Annotated in this window: 19 protein-coding genes; 8 read left to right on the plus strand and 11 right to left on the minus strand. The window is 65.7% G+C overall.

Annotation, left to right across the window (positions count from 1 at the left end; translation table 11 throughout):
- The first annotated feature begins 31 nt into the window (after window positions 1-31).
- The 3 genes from NTCA1_RS02030 to cobS all read left to right on the plus strand — a co-directional run bounded on the left by NTCA1_RS02030 (window position 32) and on the right by cobS (window position 2,413).
- Window positions 32-715, plus strand: coding sequence for a helix-turn-helix domain-containing protein (locus tag NTCA1_RS02030; protein ID WP_306439266.1), 684 nt, complete (start codon window positions 32-34; stop codon window positions 713-715).
- Between the two features lie 144 nt (window positions 716-859).
- Window positions 860-1,324, plus strand: coding sequence for a hypothetical protein (locus tag NTCA1_RS02035; RefSeq protein ID WP_086490412.1), 465 nt, complete (start codon window positions 860-862; stop codon window positions 1,322-1,324).
- Between the two features lie 96 nt (window positions 1,325-1,420).
- A complete protein-coding gene (cobS, locus tag NTCA1_RS02040; protein WP_086490411.1) occupies window positions 1,421-2,413 on the plus strand; it encodes a cobaltochelatase subunit CobS in 993 nt (330 codons plus the stop codon).
- Between the two features lie 238 nt (window positions 2,414-2,651).
- On the opposite strand, the gene truA is transcribed toward cobS, so the two are convergent.
- Both truA and fmt read right to left on the minus strand, forming a co-directional pair.
- Window positions 2,652-3,398, minus strand: coding sequence for a tRNA pseudouridine(38-40) synthase TruA (gene truA / locus NTCA1_RS02045; RefSeq protein WP_159827779.1), 747 nt, complete (start codon window positions 3,396-3,398; stop codon window positions 2,652-2,654).
- Window positions 3,395-4,309 carry a methionyl-tRNA formyltransferase gene (gene fmt / locus NTCA1_RS02050; RefSeq protein WP_159827782.1) on the minus strand — a complete coding sequence of 305 codons (915 nt, stop codon included), beginning with the start codon at window positions 4,307-4,309 and terminating at the stop codon, window positions 3,395-3,397. Before fmt ends, truA begins: the two co-directional genes overlap by 4 nt.
- A gap of 60 nt (window positions 4,310-4,369) precedes the next feature.
- Here fmt and recR point away from each other — a divergent pair, with 60 nt between their 5' ends.
- The 3 genes from recR to rmuC all read left to right on the plus strand — a co-directional run bounded on the left by recR (window position 4,370) and on the right by rmuC (window position 7,273).
- Window positions 4,370-4,966 (plus strand): recombination mediator RecR, encoded by a 597-nt coding sequence (gene recR, locus NTCA1_RS02055; protein ID WP_159827785.1) that lies wholly within the window; start codon window positions 4,370-4,372, stop codon window positions 4,964-4,966.
- A 62-nt stretch (window positions 4,967-5,028) separates the two neighbouring features.
- Window positions 5,029-5,598: a peptide deformylase gene (def, locus tag NTCA1_RS02060; protein WP_133084265.1), complete on the plus strand. Its 570-nt coding sequence runs from the start codon at window positions 5,029-5,031 to the stop codon at window positions 5,596-5,598.
- Between the two features lie 67 nt (window positions 5,599-5,665).
- The gene (rmuC, locus tag NTCA1_RS02065; RefSeq protein ID WP_159827788.1) at window positions 5,666-7,273 is read left to right on the plus strand and encodes a DNA recombination protein RmuC; all 1,608 of its coding nucleotides are present in this window, start codon (window positions 5,666-5,668) and stop codon (window positions 7,271-7,273) included.
- 40 nt (window positions 7,274-7,313) lie between these two features.
- Here rmuC and NTCA1_RS02070 read toward each other — a convergent pair whose 3' ends face one another.
- The 8 genes from NTCA1_RS02070 to NTCA1_RS02105 are packed head-to-tail and all read right to left on the minus strand — an operon-like array spanning window position 7,314 to window position 13,174.
- Window positions 7,314-7,760 carry an META domain-containing protein gene (locus tag NTCA1_RS02070; RefSeq protein ID WP_086490405.1) on the minus strand — a complete coding sequence of 149 codons (447 nt, stop codon included), beginning with the start codon at window positions 7,758-7,760 and terminating at the stop codon, window positions 7,314-7,316.
- A gap of 49 nt (window positions 7,761-7,809) precedes the next feature.
- Window positions 7,810-8,640 carry an RNA methyltransferase gene (locus tag NTCA1_RS02075; protein WP_086490404.1) on the minus strand — a complete coding sequence of 277 codons (831 nt, stop codon included), beginning with the start codon at window positions 8,638-8,640 and terminating at the stop codon, window positions 7,810-7,812.
- The gene (locus NTCA1_RS02080; RefSeq protein ID WP_086490403.1) at window positions 8,637-8,915 is read right to left on the minus strand and encodes an HPr family phosphocarrier protein; all 279 of its coding nucleotides are present in this window, start codon (window positions 8,913-8,915) and stop codon (window positions 8,637-8,639) included. The genes NTCA1_RS02075 and NTCA1_RS02080 overlap by 4 nt, the downstream gene beginning before the upstream one ends.
- Window positions 8,912-9,319, minus strand: coding sequence for a PTS sugar transporter subunit IIA (locus tag NTCA1_RS02085; protein WP_159827791.1), 408 nt, complete (start codon window positions 9,317-9,319; stop codon window positions 8,912-8,914). Before NTCA1_RS02085 ends, NTCA1_RS02080 begins: the two co-directional genes overlap by 4 nt.
- A gap of 55 nt (window positions 9,320-9,374) precedes the next feature.
- Complete coding sequence (gene rapZ, locus NTCA1_RS02090; protein WP_086490401.1) at window positions 9,375-10,346, minus strand: RNase adapter RapZ; 972 nt, start codon at window positions 10,344-10,346, stop codon at window positions 9,375-9,377.
- Between the two features lie 56 nt (window positions 10,347-10,402).
- Complete coding sequence (locus NTCA1_RS02095) at window positions 10,403-10,837, minus strand: HPr kinase/phosphorylase (RefSeq protein WP_086490400.1); 435 nt, start codon at window positions 10,835-10,837, stop codon at window positions 10,403-10,405.
- Window positions 10,834-12,411 carry a stimulus-sensing domain-containing protein gene (locus NTCA1_RS02100; protein ID WP_159827794.1) on the minus strand — a complete coding sequence of 526 codons (1,578 nt, stop codon included), beginning with the start codon at window positions 12,409-12,411 and terminating at the stop codon, window positions 10,834-10,836. Before NTCA1_RS02100 ends, NTCA1_RS02095 begins: the two co-directional genes overlap by 4 nt.
- Window positions 12,404-13,174 (minus strand): response regulator transcription factor, encoded by a 771-nt coding sequence (locus NTCA1_RS02105; RefSeq protein WP_086490398.1) that lies wholly within the window; start codon window positions 13,172-13,174, stop codon window positions 12,404-12,406. Before NTCA1_RS02105 ends, NTCA1_RS02100 begins: the two co-directional genes overlap by 8 nt.
- Before the next feature lie 255 nt (window positions 13,175-13,429).
- On the opposite strand from NTCA1_RS02105, the gene NTCA1_RS02110 reads away from it, so the two are divergent.
- Window positions 13,430-15,037, plus strand: a complete 1,608-nt coding sequence (locus tag NTCA1_RS02110; protein ID WP_201282393.1) for a phosphoenolpyruvate carboxykinase — start codon at window positions 13,430-13,432, stop codon at window positions 15,035-15,037.
- Between the two features lie 145 nt (window positions 15,038-15,182).
- On the plus strand, window positions 15,183-15,536 hold the full coding sequence (locus NTCA1_RS02115; RefSeq protein WP_133084267.1) for a hypothetical protein: 354 nt from the start codon (window positions 15,183-15,185) through the stop codon (window positions 15,534-15,536).
- Between the two features lie 40 nt (window positions 15,537-15,576).
- Here the strand turns inward: NTCA1_RS02115 and NTCA1_RS02120 are convergent, their stop codons facing one another.
- Complete coding sequence (locus NTCA1_RS02120) at window positions 15,577-17,412, minus strand: DUF885 family protein (RefSeq protein WP_236549046.1); 1,836 nt, start codon at window positions 17,410-17,412, stop codon at window positions 15,577-15,579.
- Window positions 17,413-17,417 lie beyond the last annotated feature (5 nt).

A 17,417-nucleotide genomic window follows, 5' to 3' on the forward strand; every position in this document is an offset into this window, starting at 1 on the left:
TGTGGACGCGGGGGCGCGGACGGGGCATCCGTTGCCAGAAGGCAGTCCGGCCGCCAGCCATGGCCGCTGGTATCGCGATGCCTGCGGCGCGGCTTTCGCGATGGAGCTTGTCGGTGAGCGCTGGACCCTGCCGATCGTGCGCGAGATGATGCTGGGGCCGCGCCGCTTCAACGGCCTGCGCGGCGCACTGCCCGGCCTCAGCGCCAAAGTGCTGACCGAGCGCCTCGGCAGTCTGGAAGCCAGCGGCATCGTGCGCCGCCTCACCCTGCCGCCGCCCGCTTCGGTGCAGGCCTATGCGCTCACCGAATGGGGGCTGGCGCTGGAGCCGGTCATGCAGGAACTGGGCCGCTGGGCGGTGCGCTCGCCGGGCCACGATCCCCTGCTGCCGCTGACGCCGGTGGCCTTCATGCTCTCCCTGCGCACGATGCTGATGCCCGACAGGATCGGCGACCTGGCGCTCCGCGTGGTGTTCGACGTGGGAGAGGCGCGGTTCGTGGGCCGACTGGATCGGGACGGGTTGAAGATCGAGTCCGCCGGAGAGGCGCTTCCCGGCGCCGACCTGCGCTTCTCGGCCGAAACGGCCACGGATTATCTGCCGGTGTTCTACGGCAAGCGCTCGGTGGAAGAGGCGGGCGGCAGGCTCTCGGTGGAGGGGGACGAGGCGCTGGCCCGGCGCTTTATCGATCTTTTCGCGCTCCCTGCGAAGCTGGGCTGAAAAACGCGCCCCGCTTCGAACCGCGTGCTGCGAAAAACGCAACATACAGACAAGCAATGGCAATGTTATCTCACAATTCGGAAGCCTAAGGCGGCGCCAAGACCGCCCGCTTCCAGGCGGTGGATCATTCCATCGGAGCCACACATGCGTCACTTGCCCATCCTCGTCTCGGCAGCCCTGGCCTCGATCGCGACCCCCGCGCTTGCCGGAGAGACCTATGTCGAGGGAACGGGCGGCGTGATCTGGAACCGCGAGGACAGCCATGCGGTCGCGGCCGTGACGGTGGGCCACGACATCGACCTCAGCGAACGGTTCTTCGTGGGCGGGGAGGGCTTTGCCGAGAAGGTCCTGGCAGACGATACGCGCGTGGTCTGGGGTGTCGGCGGCCGGGTCGGCGCCCGCGTCCTGCCGGGCAGCAAGCTCTATGCCGCCGCGAACTGGCAAACCAAGGACTGCCGCGAATGCGGCAGTGCGGCGGGCCTCAGCACAGGCTGGGAGCAGGACCTGAACGAGAAGGTCTACGCCAAAGTCGAATACAAACACTTGCTGGTCGATGACGGCGAGCCGGACTCGGACATCGTGGCACTGGGCCTCGGCTACAAGTTCTAATCGGGCACATGTGCCTGCGTTTTCGTGCCGCTGCGTTCCCGATAAACCGCAAAGCCTGTTGCGGTGCAGCGCCCGCTTGTCTACGCGAGTGCAACGATGACTGAGACCGAGACCATGAAAGCCGAGAATCGTGACGCCACCGTGCTGGCTGCTCCCGACATCGAACTCGACGTGCGCGAGACCTTCGGAATCGATATCGACTGGAAGGTGCCCGCCTTCTCCGTCGCAGACGAGCGCGTTCCCGATCTTGACGAGACTTACGTCTTCGACCCGGACACCACGCTGGCGATCCTGGCGGGCTTTGCCTACAACCGCCGCGTCATGGTGCAGGGCTATCACGGCACCGGCAAGTCGACCCATATCGAACAGGTCGCCGCGCGCCTCAAGTGGCCGTGCATCCGCATCAACCTCGATGCGCACATCAGCCGTATCGACCTGATCGGCCGCGATGCCATTGTCCTGCGCGACGGGCTTCAGGTTACCGAATTCCGCGAAGGCCTGCTGCCCTGGGCGCTCCAGCACCCGGTGGCGCTGGTCTTCGACGAATACGACGCAGGCCGCCCGGACGTGATGTTCGTGATCCAGCGCATCCTCGAAACCGAGGGCAAGCTGACCCTGCTCGACCAGAACCGCGTGATCCGCCCGGACAAGCATTTCCGCCTGTTCGCCACGGCCAACACGGTCGGCCTGGGCGACACCTCCGGCCTCTATCACGGCACCCAGCAGATCAACCAGGGCCAGATGGACCGCTGGAACCTGGTGGTCGGCCTCAATTACCTGCCCGAGCCGGTCGAGAGCGACATCGTCTCGAAGAAGGTGCCGCAAGTGGATGCCGCGACCATCTCGCAGATGGTCAAGGTTGCGGACTTCACGCGCCAGGGCTTCATGAACGGCGATATCTCGACCGTGATGAGCCCGCGTACGGTCATCACCTGGGCGCAGAACTCCGCGATCTTCAACGACGTGGGCTTCGCCTTCCGCCTCTCGTTCCTCAACAAGTGCGACGAGACCGAGCGGGTCATGGTGGCGGAATACTACCAGCGCGTCTTCGGCAACGACCTGCCCGAAAGCGTCGTCGGCAAGGCATGAGCCTGCCGATCTAGCGAAACATGAAAAAGGGAGGCCGCGGCCTCCCTTTTTTGTGCCGGTGAAGGGCTGTGCGCGGGCATTTTCCTACAGGCAGGCGCTCCGGTATGAAGGCCGGATGCGTCGCCGTTCCCTTCCGCTATCCCCGCACAAGGTGACAGCTTCGGCCCGGCGCGCGTTTTTTCGCCCAGGACCGTGTCAACTGTGTCAAGCAAAGTGTCACCTTGCGGGGGTGACGGCGTCAGCCCTCGGGGTAGATGGCCTTCACGAAGTAGAGTCCGTCCGGCGGGGAGTTGAGCCCCAGCGCCTGCCGGTCGCGCGCTTCCAGTGCCTGTGCGAGCTGTCGTTCCTCCCAGCGTCCCATGCCGACCAGCGCGAGGCAGCCGACCATCGATCGGACCTGGTGATGCAGGAAACTGCGCGCCTCGGCCTCGATCAGCACCATCTCGCCCTCGCGGCGGACGTCGAGCCGGTCGAGCGTCTTGAGCGGGCTCTGCGACTGGCAATGGGCGGAGCGGAACGTGGTGAAATCGTGCAACCCCACCAGGATCTGCGCGGCGCGGTGCATGGCCGCCGCGTCGAGCGGCTTGGGCACCTGCCAGGCCTTGCCGCGCTCCAGCGTCAGCGGCGCGCGGCGGTTGGCGATTCGGTAGATGTAGGAACGGCCGATGCAGGAAAAGCGCGCGTGCCAGTCGTCCGGCACCACCTCGCAGGCCACCACCGCGATCGGATGGGGCCGCAGCCGCGCGTTCATCCCTTCCGAAAACTGGAAGGGCGTGAACGGCTTCGCGATGTCGATATGCACTTTCATGCCGAGCGCATGGACGCCCGCATCGGTGCGCCCGGCGGCATGCATCGCCGTGGTCTCGCCGGTCAGCGCGAAGGCAGCTTCCTCGACGCTTTGCTGCACCGAGGGGCCATGGGCCTGCCGCTGCAGGCCCATGTAGGGCGCGCCATCGAATTCGAGAGTGAGCGCGAAGCGGGTCAAGCGAGCCTCGTTCCGGCGGGAATCGCACGGCCGCGCAGCAGGTCTGCGGTGTCCATGGCGGGCTTGCCCGCGCGCTGGATGCGCGTCACGCGCAGGGCGCCTTCGCCGCAGGTGACGGTGAGCGAATCGTCGAGCGTGGTGCCCGGCGCGCCCGAGCCCGAGACTTCGACGCTATCGGCGGCCAGCACCTTGTACCGCTCGCCGTCGAGTTCGAAGAAGGCACCCGGCGCGGGCATGAAGGCGCGTACTTGCCGCTCGACCTGCTCGGCAGGGGCGGTGAAGTCGAGCCGGGCCTCGGCCTTGTCGATCTTCCGGGCATATGTGACGCCCTCTTCGGGCTGGGGGACGGCGCGATGCACGGCAAGGTCGCGCAAGGTGCCGACCATCAGCTGCGCGCCCTTTTCCGCGAGTTCGGCGGTCAGCTCGCCCGCGGTCTTGCGGTCGATCGTGGTGCGCAGGGTGGCCAGCATCGGCCCTGTGTCCAGCCCGGCTTCCATCTGCATTATGGTCACGCCGGTGGTCGGATCGCCCGCCAGGATCGCCCGCTGGATCGGCGCGGCACCGCGCCAGCGCGGCAGGATCGAGGCATGGATGTTGAGGCAGCCGAGGCGCGGCGCGTCGAGCACGGCCTGGGGCAGCAGCAGCCCGTAGGCCGCCACGACCGCGATGTCGGCTTCCAGTGCGGCGAACTTCTCCTGCTCCTCCGCGCTTTTCAGCGAAACGGGATGGCGCACCTCGATCCCGCGCGCCTCGGCTTCGCGGTGGACGGGGGAGGGGGTCAGCTCCTTGCCCCGGCGCCCGCCGGGACGCGGCGGCTGGCTGTAGGCGGCCACGACTTCGTGCCCGGCCTCGACCAGCGCGACGAGAGCGGGCACCGCGAAATCGGGTGTACCCATGAAAACGATGCGCATGGTGTGGGGAATTCTCCGAAACACTTCCTCTGGGGCTGCAGAGGCCCTATCTCCGCCGCCATGGCATCGCAAGAGATCGAGACGCTTACCGCCGCGCTGTCGCGCCTTCCCGGCCTCGGCCCCCGTTCCGCGCGGCGGGCGGTGCTATGGCTGATCAAGCGGCGCGAGACGTCGTTGGTGCAACTGGTCGATGCGCTCGCCGCCGTTCGCGAGGCGCTTGTCGAGTGCGGCACTTGCGGCAATATCGATACCACCAACCCCTGCGGCATCTGCGCCGACCCGCGCCGCGATGCGGGCTCGCTCTGCGTCGTGGAGGAAGTGGCCGACCTCTGGGCGCTGGACCGCGCACGGCTTTTCAACGGCCGCTATCACGTCCTCGGCGGCCGCCTTTCCGCCCTCGACGGCGTAAGGCCGGAAGATCTGGCGATCGACAGCCTGCTCCGACGCGTGGAGGAAGGGGGCATCGACGAGGTTGTGCTGGCGATGAATGCGACCCTCGAAGGGCAGACCACAGCGCACTATATTGCCGAGCGCCTGGAAGGACTTCCGATCCGCATCACCCAGCTGGCGCACGGGTTGCCGGTGGGCGGCGAGCTGGACTATCTGGACGAGGGAACCTTGGCCCAGGCCATTCGCGCTAGACGACCGGTAGCCTGACCGATCACTGTCATCGAAGCGTCCATCTTGCGAGAATCGGCCATCGCGCTTATTTGCGAGCCATGGCTATCCGTGAAATCCTCGAAGTTCCCGATCCGCGTCTCAAGCAGGTTTCGGTCCCCGTCGAAAAGTTCGACGACGCGCTCAAGACGCTCGTCGAGGACATGTTCGAAACCATGTACGATGCGCCGGGCATCGGCCTTGCCGCCATCCAGGTGGGCGAGCCGCTGCGCGTGCTGGTGATCGATCTCCAGCCCGACGACGAGGATGCGGAGCCGGAAGTCTGCACTGCCCATGGCGGCCATCACCACACGCACCAGCCGACCAGGCGGGAGCCCCGGATCTTCATCAACCCGGAGATTCTCGATCCGTCGGACGAGCATACCGTCTACCAGGAAGGCTGTCTCTCGGTTCCCGAGATCTATGCCGACGTAGAACGCCCCTCGCGCATCCGCGCCCGCTGGCAGGATCTCGACGGCACTGTGCATGAAGAGGACATGGAGGGCCTGATGGCCACCTGTCTCCAGCACGAGATGGACCACCTCGAAGGCATTCTCTTCATCGACCACCTCTCGCGGCTCAAGCGCCAGATGGCGCTCAAGAAGCTGGACAAGCTGCGCAAGGCGGCCTGATCCGCTTTGGTGGAAAAAGCATAGGGCGGGGCTGGCGTTCTCTAAACGTTCCGGGTAGGGTTCCCGGATGGAAATCGCTGTCCTCGCCATTCTCGCGCTCGTTGTCGGTCTAGCAACCGGCTGGTTCCTAGGTTCCCGCCCGGCCGCCGAATGGCGCGTGCGGCACGAGACCCGCGACCGTGAGGCGCGCGATCTCGACGAGCGCTTCCGGGCGGCCATTCGCGATCTTGCCGGGGCCAGCGAGCGCGCTAGCCGCGCCGATGAACTGGCCGATGCGCTCGAACGCACCCGCGCGGAGCATGGCCTGGCGGTGGAATCGCTGCGCAAGGATCATGGCGAGACGGTCGAGCGGCTGCGGTTCGAGCATGTCCAGTTGCTGGACCGGACGCGCGGCGAACTGACCCAGGTTCTCGAGCGCACCCGCGCCGAACATGCGGGACTGGTCGACAGCCTTCGCCGCGAACAGCGCGAACTTGCCTCCGAACTCGCGACCTTGCGCGAAAAATCCGCCAATTTCGACGAACAGAAACGCCTTCTTCTCGAAGCGCAGGAAGCGCTGCGCAAGGAGTTCGAGAATGCCGGGGCCAAAGTGCTCGCGGGTGCTCAGGATGCCTTTCTGCGGCGGGCCGGTGCGCGGTTCGAGGAAAGCGAGAAGGCCAATGCCGAGCGCATCGCCACGCTGCTGGCCCCGGTCGGAGAGCGGCTCAAGTCCTACGAGCAGCAGGTGGCATCGCTGGAGGCGAAGCGCGTCGATTCGTTCGGCCAGCTTACCGGACTTATCCAGTCGATGCGCGAAGGGCAGGAAAAGGTGCGCGAGGAAGCGCAGCGCCTCGGCAATTCCTTGCGCAACGCCCCCAAGGCGCGCGGTCGCTGGGGCGAGCAGCAGCTGCGCAACGTGCTGGAGCAATGCGGCCTTTCCGAGCATACCGACTTCGTTACCGAGCACTCGATCGATACCGAGGATGGCCGCCTGCGGCCCGATGCCATCGTCAATATTCCCGGCCAGAAGCGATTGGTGATCGACGCGAAGGTTTCGCTCAACGCCTATCAGGAAGCCTTCGAGGCGCAGGACGAGATGACGCGCGATGCGGCGCTGCGTCAGCATGTCGCCTCGATGCGCAATCACGTCCAGACGCTCGGCGCCAAGAGCTACCAGAGCCAGTTCGAGGATGCGCCGGACTATGTCGTCATGTTCGTGCCGGGTGAGCACTTCGTCGCGGCGGCACTCGAACAGGACCCGGAACTCTGGGACTTCGCGTTCCGCAACCGCGTGCTTCTGGCGACCCCCACCAATCTCGTCGCGATCGCGCGAACCGTGGCACAAGTCTGGCGGCAGGACGGTCTGGCGCGGGAGGCGCGGGAAATCGGCCGGATGGGCGGCGAACTCTACGACCGCCTTGCCACTGCCAGCGAGCATATGAAGCGCGTCGGCGCGGGACTCGAATCGGCGGTCAACAATTACAACAAGTTCGTCGGCAGCTTCGAACGCAACGTGCTCAGTTCGGGCCGTCGCCTGCGGGACAAGCATATCGAGATCGGCAAGCGCGAGATCGACGACGTGCCGCAGATCGAATCGACGCCGCGATATGGCGCCGAAGCGGTTGCCGAAGAGATCGAGGCGATTGCCGAGGCAAAGCCTGCCGCAACGGACGATCTGACGGAAGCGGCCGAATAAGCGTCAGGCCTGGGGCTTCAGGCCACCGAGTCCAGGCGGTTCAGCGGCCGATGGCGGTGCGGGTGGGCCGTTCCATCGGGCCGCCTTCGCGGACCAGTTCGGCGGTGTGGCCGCTCGATTGCAGTATCATGTGGTTGCCTTCGACGGCAAAACGCGGGGTCGCGACAAGAAGTGCGTTGACGGCCTTTTCCTGGTCCCAGGCAGGAACCGTACACGTCATTTCTGTCAGCGCGAGCGGGCCTGCGATCAGGCGTTCCTCGTCGATTCGCCATGGCCCGTCCATGCGGTTGCAGCCGACCTGAACGCCCACCTTGCTTCCTTCGAAAGTCAGGCGCGCGTCCATCGAATCGGGCCTTTGGCCGTCTATCAGCGCAAAACGCCAGGTCGTGCGGGCAAGGGGTGAATCGTCGCCCTGAACCGAGCAGGATGCTACGGAAAAGGCGGCGAGGGGCGACAGAAGGCAGAAGGCAAGCAGGGCGGAACGCATGACCGGCGCACTCTACACGTCGGACATGATGCCCGGATGAACGCGCTTCTCAGCTATCGCCCTCAAGATGCGCCAATGCCTCATAAGCGAGCACGGCACCCGCCACGGCGGCATTCAGGCTGTCGGCCCGGCCGCGCATGGGGATGGTTACGCGCAGGTCGCAGGCTTCCTCGTAGGCCTGCGGCAGGCCCTGCGATTCGTTGCCGACCATCAGGAAGCAGGGGGCGGCATAAGGCGCGCAGCGATAATCGGTGGGATCGCGCAAGGAAGCTGCAACGAGTTGCCCATCGCCGGCCCGCAACCAGTCCTGGAATTCATCCCAGCGGGCGATGACGATTTTCTGCGTGAAGATCGCGCCCATGCTGGCGCGCACCGCTTCGACCGAAAAGGGATCGGCGCAGTCGTCAAGCAGGATAAGTCCGCCCGCGCCAACCGCATCGCCCGTCCGCAGCATGGTGCCGAGATTACCGGGATCGCGCAGGGCCTGCGCCACCAGCCAGATCGGTGCTGCCGAACGATCGAGATGGGCAATGCGTGTATCGAACTCGGCGAAGACGCCCGCGACGGCCTGGGGATTGTCCTTGCCGGTAACCTTGGCGAGGATTTCCTCGTCCATCTCGACGATCTCGCCGCCTGCCGCGACGACCGCTTCTTCAAGCGCGTCGAGCAATGGGTGGGGATCGCGGCCGATCGCCATCACCAGCATTTCCGGCACGATGCCGCATTCGCGCGCGTCGGTCAGCAGGCGCAGGCCTTCCGCCAGAAAGCGCTGTTCCCGCTTGCGGTGCTTCTTCTCGCGGAGCGAGCGCAGGAACTTCACCAGCGGATTCGAGAACCCGGTAATGGTGCGGCGATAAGCCGCGCGGTCGGCAGGAGTCATTCTTCGCCGAAACCGTCGCGAACAAGTGTGGCCAGCACGCTGAGCGCGTCCTGCGCGCCTTCGCCCTTGCAGGCGATCTCGATGCTGTCGCCCTTTGCGGCGCCCAGCATCATCAGGCCGAGGATCGAGTTGCCCGCCGCTTCCGTGCCGTCCTTGCCGACCGTGACCAGCACGGATTCAGGCAATTCGGCGACGTGATTGACGAACTTGGCACTGGCGCGGGCGTGGAGGCCGCGCTTGTTGACGATGAGAACCGTCTCGCGAAAATCGCTCATGCGGCGTCCTGTCCCAGGTATTCGCTGGCGATCGTGATGTAGTTGCGCCCGGCATCGCGCGCAGCGGCGGCGGCTTCGCGCACAGACATGCAGGCGCGCGCCTTGGCCAGGCGAATCAGCATCGGCAGGTTGATGCCGGCGATAACTTCGACTTTGCCCGCCTGCATCAGCGAGATGGCCAGGTTCGAAGGCGTGCCGCCGAACAGGTCGGTGAGGATGATGACGCCTTCGCCGCTGTCCACGGCGGTGATCGCCTCGGCAATCTCGCTGCGACGGCGCTCCATGTCGTCGTTGGGACCGATGCAGACGGTAGCCACCGCCGACTGGTCTCCGACGACGTGTTCCATCGCGTGTACGAATTCCTCGGTGAGATTGCCGTGAGTGACCAGGATCATGCCGATCATGCTGGGGTTAGGCTCCGAATTTCCTGCGAGTGCGACCGGGTTTTATAATCTTTGTTCACGCTACCGGACCCCTTCGAGACTTTCCCCCCTCGAGAAGATCAGCAGCCCGCGAGCCCAGGTTGCGATGCAACAATGTGGGCGAAAATCCCGCTTCGCGCAAGGCCGCAGCCATCTGTTCGGCCGTAAAAACGGATCGGTGTCGCCCTCCGGTACAGCCGAAAGCGATGTGAACATAGGCCTTGCCCTGGGCGCGATAGCGGGGAAGCAACAGCAGAAGCAGGTCGCGAATCCGCGCAAATGCTTCGTCGAAGGCGGGGTCCTTGCGGATGTAATCGCCCACCGGCGCGTCCTGTCCGGTCATCGGGCGTAACTCCGAATCCCAATGTGGATTTTCCACGAAGCGCATGTCGAACACGAAATCGGCGAGCGGCGGCATTCCCCGCGAGAACCCGAAGCTGGAGACCGTGATGGTCAGATCTTCCGGCTCTTCCGCAGCAAAGCGCTCGCGAATCGAGCGCTGGAGATCGTTGGAGGTGAATTCGGTGGTTTCGACCAGAATGTCGGCCCAGCGGCGCAGCGGCGCCAGCAATTCCCGCTCGGCGCGGATGCCGCTGTCCACCGGGGCATCCGCGGCGAGCGCGTGGCGGCGGCGGGTCTCGTTGAAACGGCGCTCCAGTTCCTTGCTCGAACAGTCGAGAAACAAGGTGGTGACTTCCAGGTCCTGCCGCTCGCCGAGGGCCTTTACCTGGGCGATGACCCGCTCCGGGTTGAAGCCGCGCGTGCGGCAGTCGAAGCCGATCGCCAGCGGAGAGGGATCGTCGGACGGCTTGCCCTCGATCATGCGCTCCAGCAGGCGAACCGGGAAATTGTCGATGATTTCCCAACCGAGATCCTCGAGAACCCGCAGCACCGTGGTCTTGCCCGCGCCGAGCATGCCGGTGACGAGCAGCACTTTCTGCCTGGGGGCCTGCTCGGGTGCGCTGGCGACGGCATGGGAGGCCGCTGCGGGGGGGAGGTCGTCCTGCATCGTGGGCTGTTTGCGCCGGGTCGCAGGGAAAGGAAAGAGGTGTCCTTACAAGTTTGTCACGCGCTGAGGCCATAATGCAACAAGGCCAGTTCGACTTTGAGGGCCAAGGGGCCTGCGTGTGGCCAGATGTGTATGGAGGGCAGTGCGATCCCGCCGACCTCGATGCGCGCCGCGGCCTCGATGAAGCGCGGAGCATCGTCGCTCAGCGTGACCATCAGGGCGACAGGTGCCTCGTCCAGACAGGGAAAGCGAAGGATGCCGAGGTTGCGGACTTCGATCAGGCCGCGCGTGTTGGGATGGGGCTGGGCCAGCAGCCGCCCGGCAGAGGCGTTAAGCAGAACGCCGTCGTCGCCCACGAGTTCGGCGCCCCGGTCGATCAGGGACAGTGCCAGACTGGACTTGCCGGTCTTGGAAGCGCCTTCGATCAAGACCGCGCGGCCCTTGATGGCGATGCAAGTCGCCTGGCGGGCGAAGGGTTCGCTTAGGCTCATTCGTTATTCCAGGCGGGCAGCGAGATCAGCAATCGGGCGCCCGGCGTGCCGTCGGTCCGATCGGTGGCGCGCAGTTTGCCGTAATGCGCTTCGGCGATAGTGCGGGCGATCGCCAGGCCGAGGCCCGAGTGCTTGCCGAACTCCTCGCTGGCGGGGCGCAGCGAATGGAAGCGTTCGAAGATGCGCTCGCGGGCGTCTTCCGGGATGCCGGGGCCGTGGTCCGACACGGAAAGCGTTACGCGCCCGTCGCTGCGTCCGACAGCGACTTCGATCGGCGTGCCTTCGGGCGAGAACGAGATCGCATTGTCGAGCAGGTTCTGGAGCACGCGCTCCAGTCGGGGCGCGTCACCGGCGACGACGAGGTCGCCGTCGGCCTCGCGGATCACGCGGACCTTGCAGGCGCCGTTGACGCCGCGCTGCTCGCGCTCGGCGACGAGCGCCCGGACCAGCCGCAGCATGTCGACCGGCTCGAAAGTCGTGCGGCTGAGCTGGGCGTCGATACGGCTGGCGTCGGCGATCTCGGTGACAAGAAAATCGATTCGGCGCACGTCATCCTTGGCGATGCCGAGGAGCTGCTTGCGCAATCGCGGCTCGTCCACCCGGTCGAGGTTTTCGAGCGCGCTGCGCAGGCTGGTCAGCGGGTTCTTCAATTCGTGGGCGACGTCGGCGGCGAAGCTTTCCACCGCGTCGATGCGTTGCCGCAGGGCGCCGCTCATGTCCGAGATCGCGCGGGCGAGCAGGCCGATCTCGTCGCGCCGGTCCGGCAGGCGCGGCACGATCACGCTGCGGTCGCGCCCGAGCCTGACGCGCACCGCCGAGCGCACGAGCTTGCGCAGCGGTTCGACGATGGTTCGGGCCAGGAACAGCGAGAGCAGGATCGAGACGGTCAGCGCCGCGCCGACGATGATGGCCAGAGTCTGTCGCGCCATCCGCACGTTCTCGGTGATGTCGCGGGCATTGCGGGTGACGAGCAGAGCCTCGCCGCTCTTGCCCACCGGCGTCGCGGCGATGATGACGGGTGTGCGATCCGGCGCGGCCTTGTGGCTGACCTCGGTGGCCCCGCGGGCAAGTGCGGCGGCGACTTCCGGCCAGGCCGAGGCGCCGGCACCGGGCGCGTCGTGATAGTCGGCGACCGGCGGCGAGCCCAGCACCCAGTCCATGCCGCGATCGAGCGCGCGGGCGGCGTCCTGGAACCAGGGCTCGGTGGCAGGATCGATAAGCCGGTAGGAAGGGGGCGCCAGCGCGAAGCTGTCTGCCGCAAGATCGCCGTCACGGTCGAACAGGCGCAGGCGCAAGGCCTGGCCCGAGCCGATCCGGGCGATCAGGTCGCGCCGCCGCGCGGCAGTTTCCCCGGCAAGGGTTATGGCAACGACTTCGGCTTCGGCGCGGGCCAGGCGGAAACGCTCGTCCAGCAGTTCGCGGCGATAGCTGTCGATGTAGAAAAGGCTGCCCGCGAGCAGTGCCAGCGCGATCACGTTGACGGCCAGGATGCGCGCCGTGAGCGAGACCCGCCAGGACAGTCCCAGGCGGACGAGAAGGGATGCCTTGCGGCGCTTGCGCGGATGATTACCCATCGGTGAAGGAATAGCCGGCACCGTAGAGCGTATCGATGGCCGAAAATTCCGGGTCTACCGCGCGGAACTTGCGGCGCAGGCGCTTGATGTGGCTGTCGATCGTGCGATCGTCCACATAGACGTCTTCGCTATAGGCCGCGTCCATCAGCTGGTTGCGGCTCTTCACCACGCCCGGCCGCATGGCCAGCGCTTCTAGGATGAGGAATTCGGTTACCGTGAGGGACACCGGATCGCCGCCCCAGGTTACCTGATGGCGGGCGGGGTCGAGACTGAGGCGACCGCGCATGACCGGATCGGGCAGGTTTTCCTGCACCTGTTCCTCGCCCGTCGCCTTCGCCAGTTCGCTGCGGCGCAGGATCGCGCGGATGCGGGCGATCAGCAGGCGCTGGCTGAAGGGTTTGGTGATGTAATCGTCCGCGCCCATGGCAAGGCCGAGCGCCTCGTCCGGTTCCTCGTCCTTCGATGTCAGGAAGATCACCGGCAGGCTCGACTGTTCGCGCAGGGCCTGAAGCAGGCGAAGCCCGTCCATGCGCGGCATCTTCACGTCGAAGATGGCAAGATCCGGCGGGTTTTCCAGCAGGGCTTTCAGCGCGGTTTCGCCATCGGTGTAGAGGCGGGTCGCGAAGCCTTCGGCCTGGAGGCCGATGGAGACGGTGGTGAGGATGTTGCGGTCATCGTCCACCAGCGCGATCGACTGCTGGCGGGCGGGTGCAGGGGGTAGCTCTTCGGGAGAGGCAGAAGGGGATGCCGTGGGGTCTGCCATGGGACTGCGCTGCGTTCCTTGCCGATGCAACCGAACAGCCGTGACTAGCGACTGCGGTGCTGACCGTCCACGTCTTTGCGTCTCGTCCCGAATTGCCCCGGAATGGTCGAAGTGCATCGGGTCTACCTCGCCCGCTCCATTTATTTTTGCGAAAATTTGGCGGAAAAGAAGGATGGGCGAAAAATCGCCGCTGATTCTTGCGCAAAAATGTCGGGGCGTGCCCGGTTCCCGCCGGTCCTGCCCTTAATGGAGGAGATGACATTGGCCGCTTCCCTTAAATATCCGCTCGCCAGTCAAGGCATAGAAACCCGCGCCAATGTGCTCGCGAACCTCGGCACTGCGCCGCTGATCGAGCAGGCCGTCAAGAACGGCGAGGGCATGCTCGCCGCGGATGGTCCGTTCGTGGTGGCGACCGGCAAGCACACCGGGCGTTCGGCGAAGGACAAGTTCATCGTCAAGGATGCCGAGACCGAGGATACGGTCTGGTGGGGCAAGACCAACGTGCCGATGACGCCGCAGCATTTCGCCGCGCTGAAGGAGGATTTCCTCGCGGCCGTGGCGGACAAGGACCAGCTCTACGTGGCCGACCTGTTCGGCGGCTCGCAGGGCGAACACCGCGTCAACGTGCGGGTGATCAACGAGCTGGCCTGGCACAACCTCTTCATCCGCACCTTGCTGGTGCGTCCGACCGAGAGCGAGCTTGAAGGCTTCGTGCCGGAATATACCATCATCGACCTGCCGAGCTTCCGGGCCGATCCCGAACGCCACGGTTCGCGCACGGAAACGGTGATCGCGGTCAACTTTACTGAGAAGCTGATCCTGATCGGCGGCACGGCCTATGCGGGCGAGATGAAGAAGTCGGTCTTCGGCATTCTCAACTACCTGCTGCCCACCAAGGGCGTGATGCCGATGCATTGCTCCGCCAATATCGGCCCCGAAGGCGACACGGCCGTGTTCTTCGGCCTTTCCGGCACCGGCAAGACCACGCTTTCGGCTGACGCCTCGCGCACCCTGATCGGGGACGACGAGCATGGCTGGTCCGACACCGCCGTGTTCAACTTCGAAGGCGGCTGCTACGCCAAGATGATCCGCCTTTCGCCCGAGGCCGAACCGGAAATCTTCGCGACCACCAAGCGCTTCGGCACCGTGCTCGAAAACGTGGTGATCGACCCGGAAACCCGCCGTATCGATCTGGATGACAACTCGCTGGCGGAGAACAGCCGAGGTTCCTATCCGATCGACTTCATTCCCAACTGCTCGGAGAAGAACCTCGGTCCGGTGCCGAAGAACATCATCTTCCTCACTGCCGACGCCTATGGCGTGCTGCCCCCGATCGCGCGTCTCACGCCCGATCAGGCAATGTATCACTTCCTCTCTGGCTACACCGCGCGCGTCGCCGGCACCGAGATCGGCGTGACGGAGCCGGAAGCCACTTTCAGCACCTGCTTCGGCGCGCCCTTCATGCCGCGTCACCCCTCGGTCTACGGCAATCTTCTCAAGGAGCGCATCGCCAAGGGCGGCGTGAAGTGCTGGCTGGTCAATACCGGCTGGTCGGGCGGCATGGCGACGATGGAAGGCATCAAGCGCATGCCGATCAAGGCCACGCGCGCCCTGCTCAACGCGGCGCTCGACGGCAGCCTGAACGAGGCCGAGTTCAAGGAAGACCCGAACTTCGGATTCGAGGTTCCCGTGGCGGTTCCGGGTGTCGACAGCAAGCTGCTCGATCCGCGCGGCGCCTGGGCCGACGGCGCCGAGTACGACAAGACCGCGCAGACGCTGGTGAAGCAGTTCATCGACAACTTCACCCAGTTCGAGGCCCATGTCGACGAAGGCGTCCGCAAGGCCGCACCGGTCGCCGCCTGACTTGCGAAAAGTGCCGAGGGAGAGTCGATTTCGGCACTATTCGGCCTGAAATAAATACAGGGCCTCGGAACTTCGGTTCCGGGGCCCTTGTTTTGTCATCAAGACCGTGCATCTTCTTGTTCCCCCTCTCTCTAGGAGAACGACCATGGGACTTTTCGACGGTATCCTTGGACAAGTCAGCGATCACCCCGACGTGGCCAACCTCGCTGCGAAGCTCGGGCTGGAGCCGGCGCAGGCGGAAAAGGCGATCGCGGCGCTCGGTCTCGCCCACCAGCAAGAGGGTGACACGGCAGAACTGGCGGCAGAGAAGACCGGTCTTGGCCTGGGCACGATCCAGCAGGTTATCGCGGCGATCGGCGGCGAAGGCTCGCTCAGCCAGTTCGCCAGCCTGGTCGGCAGCGATCCTTCGAAATTCACCGCCTTCCTCGACAAGGACGGCGACGGCAGCGTCATCGACGACCTGACCGATATGGCCAAGGGCTTCTTCGGCAAGAAGTGAATTATCGTCGTCCCGGACCTGATCCGGGACGACGTCTTCCTCAACCCGCCTTGTGGGCGGCGATGTAGCTGTCGATGTTCTTCGCCAGCACGTCCAGCGGCACGTTGCCACCGTCGACCACGGCCTGATCGAAATCGCGCAGATCGTAGCGGGCACCGAGCGCTTCCTGGGCGCGGGTGCGCTGGCGGTTGATCTCGGAATGGCCCATCTTGTAGCCGCAAGCCTGGCCCGGCCATGAGCAGTAGCGGTCCACTTCGTTGACCACTTCCTCGCGCTTGTTGCCGTTCTTTTCCATGAAGAAGCGGACGGCCTGTTCGCGGGTCCAGCCCTTGGAATGGAGCCCGGTGTCCACCACCATGCGGCAGGCGCGGAAGGCGATCGACTGGAGATAGCCGAGCTGGCCCACGGGATCGTCGGCATAGGCGCCGAGTTCGTCGGCAAGCTGTTCGCCGTAGAGCGCCCAGCCTTCGGAATAGGCGTTGAAGGCCAGGATTGAGCGGATCAGCGGCAAGCGGTTGGCATATTCGCCCTGCCAGACATGGCCGGGGATTGCTTCGTGATGGACCAGCGTGGGCAGGTCGTACTTGCGGTGCAGGTCGGTGGTGCGCAAGTTGATCCACATCTTGCCCGGCACCGAGCCGTCGATCGAACCGGCGCCACCGTAAGCGGTCGGCGCGCCGGGCTCTTCGGCCAGCGGCAGGCGGCGCACTTCGACATTGCCCTTCACCGGATCGCGGAAGGCACGCGGCATCTGGGCACGGATCCAGTCGATGCGGTGGCGGATGAAGGTCATGATCTCGGCGCGGCCGGGATCGCCCTCGGGGAACATGAAGCGCTTGTCGGTGCCGAGCGCGGTCATGCGTTCGCCCACGGTGCCGGTGGTGTAGCCCAGCTTGCGCAGGATCGGATCCATGCGGGCGTGGAGCGCGGCCAGTTCCTCAAGCCCGCGCTGGTGGATTTCCGCGGCGGGAACCGGCGTGGTGGTGCTGGCGCGCAAGGCCCAGGCATAGAATTCGGCGCCGTGCGGACGCTCGCGCATGCCCGGATCGCTCTTGGCGAGTCCGCGCTGGCGCTTGAGTTCGGCCAACTGGCGTTCGAGCGCGGGAACGACCTCGGCCGAGACGATGGCCTTGGCCCGGCTCTCCCAGTTGCCCGGAATGGTTTTGGTGCGGCTGACCAGCGAGGTGACGAGGCTGCCGCCACTGTTGCGGGCATCCTCGATCGTGCTGGTCATCTGGGCGATGGCGCGGTCGAGCAGGAAGTCGGGCGGGACGAGGCCCTGATCGGTGGCCTTGCGGATGCGCTCCAGTTCGCCGTCGAGCTGCTTGTCGAACTGCGAGAGACGCGAGACGTAGGCTTCGGCATCCTCGGCGGTCTTCACCGGGTGATCGGCATCGAGGAACTTGGGCGTATCGAGGTAGGCGCCGACGTTCTGGATCACGACGTAAGGCGTATTGCGCCAGCCCCCCACTGCGACGTCGCCGTAAGGCTGCGCGAAACCGTCTAGCGAGGTCTTGTAGGCACTGCGCACGACCGCAAGGCTGGTCTGCGTCGCATGGTCGAGGCCAGTCGCCGGGAAGGCCTCGACGCGGGCGAGGTCTTCGCGCAGGGTCTTTGCCAAGGCGGCGCGGCCCGCGAAGGAGCGGTCTTCGGACCGGGCCCGCAGCGCGGCATGGGCGCCGACGTCGATGCCGAGGCCGGTCGCGCCTTCGGGGTTGTGATCGAGCAGGCGCCAGGCGATCGAATCGAGCAGGGCCGAGGCGTCGGCCTGGGGCGATGCAACGGCTGCCCGGGCTATACCGGGAAGGGCCATTCCGGCGGTGCCTGCGGCAAGGAGCTGGAGCGTGGTGCGCCGCGAGAGGGATGCGGCCGTCATGTCAG

The sequence above is a fragment of the Novosphingobium sp. TCA1 genome (assembly GCF_009811895.1).
GTDB lineage: Bacteria > Pseudomonadota > Alphaproteobacteria > Sphingomonadales > Sphingomonadaceae > Novosphingobium > Novosphingobium panipatense_A.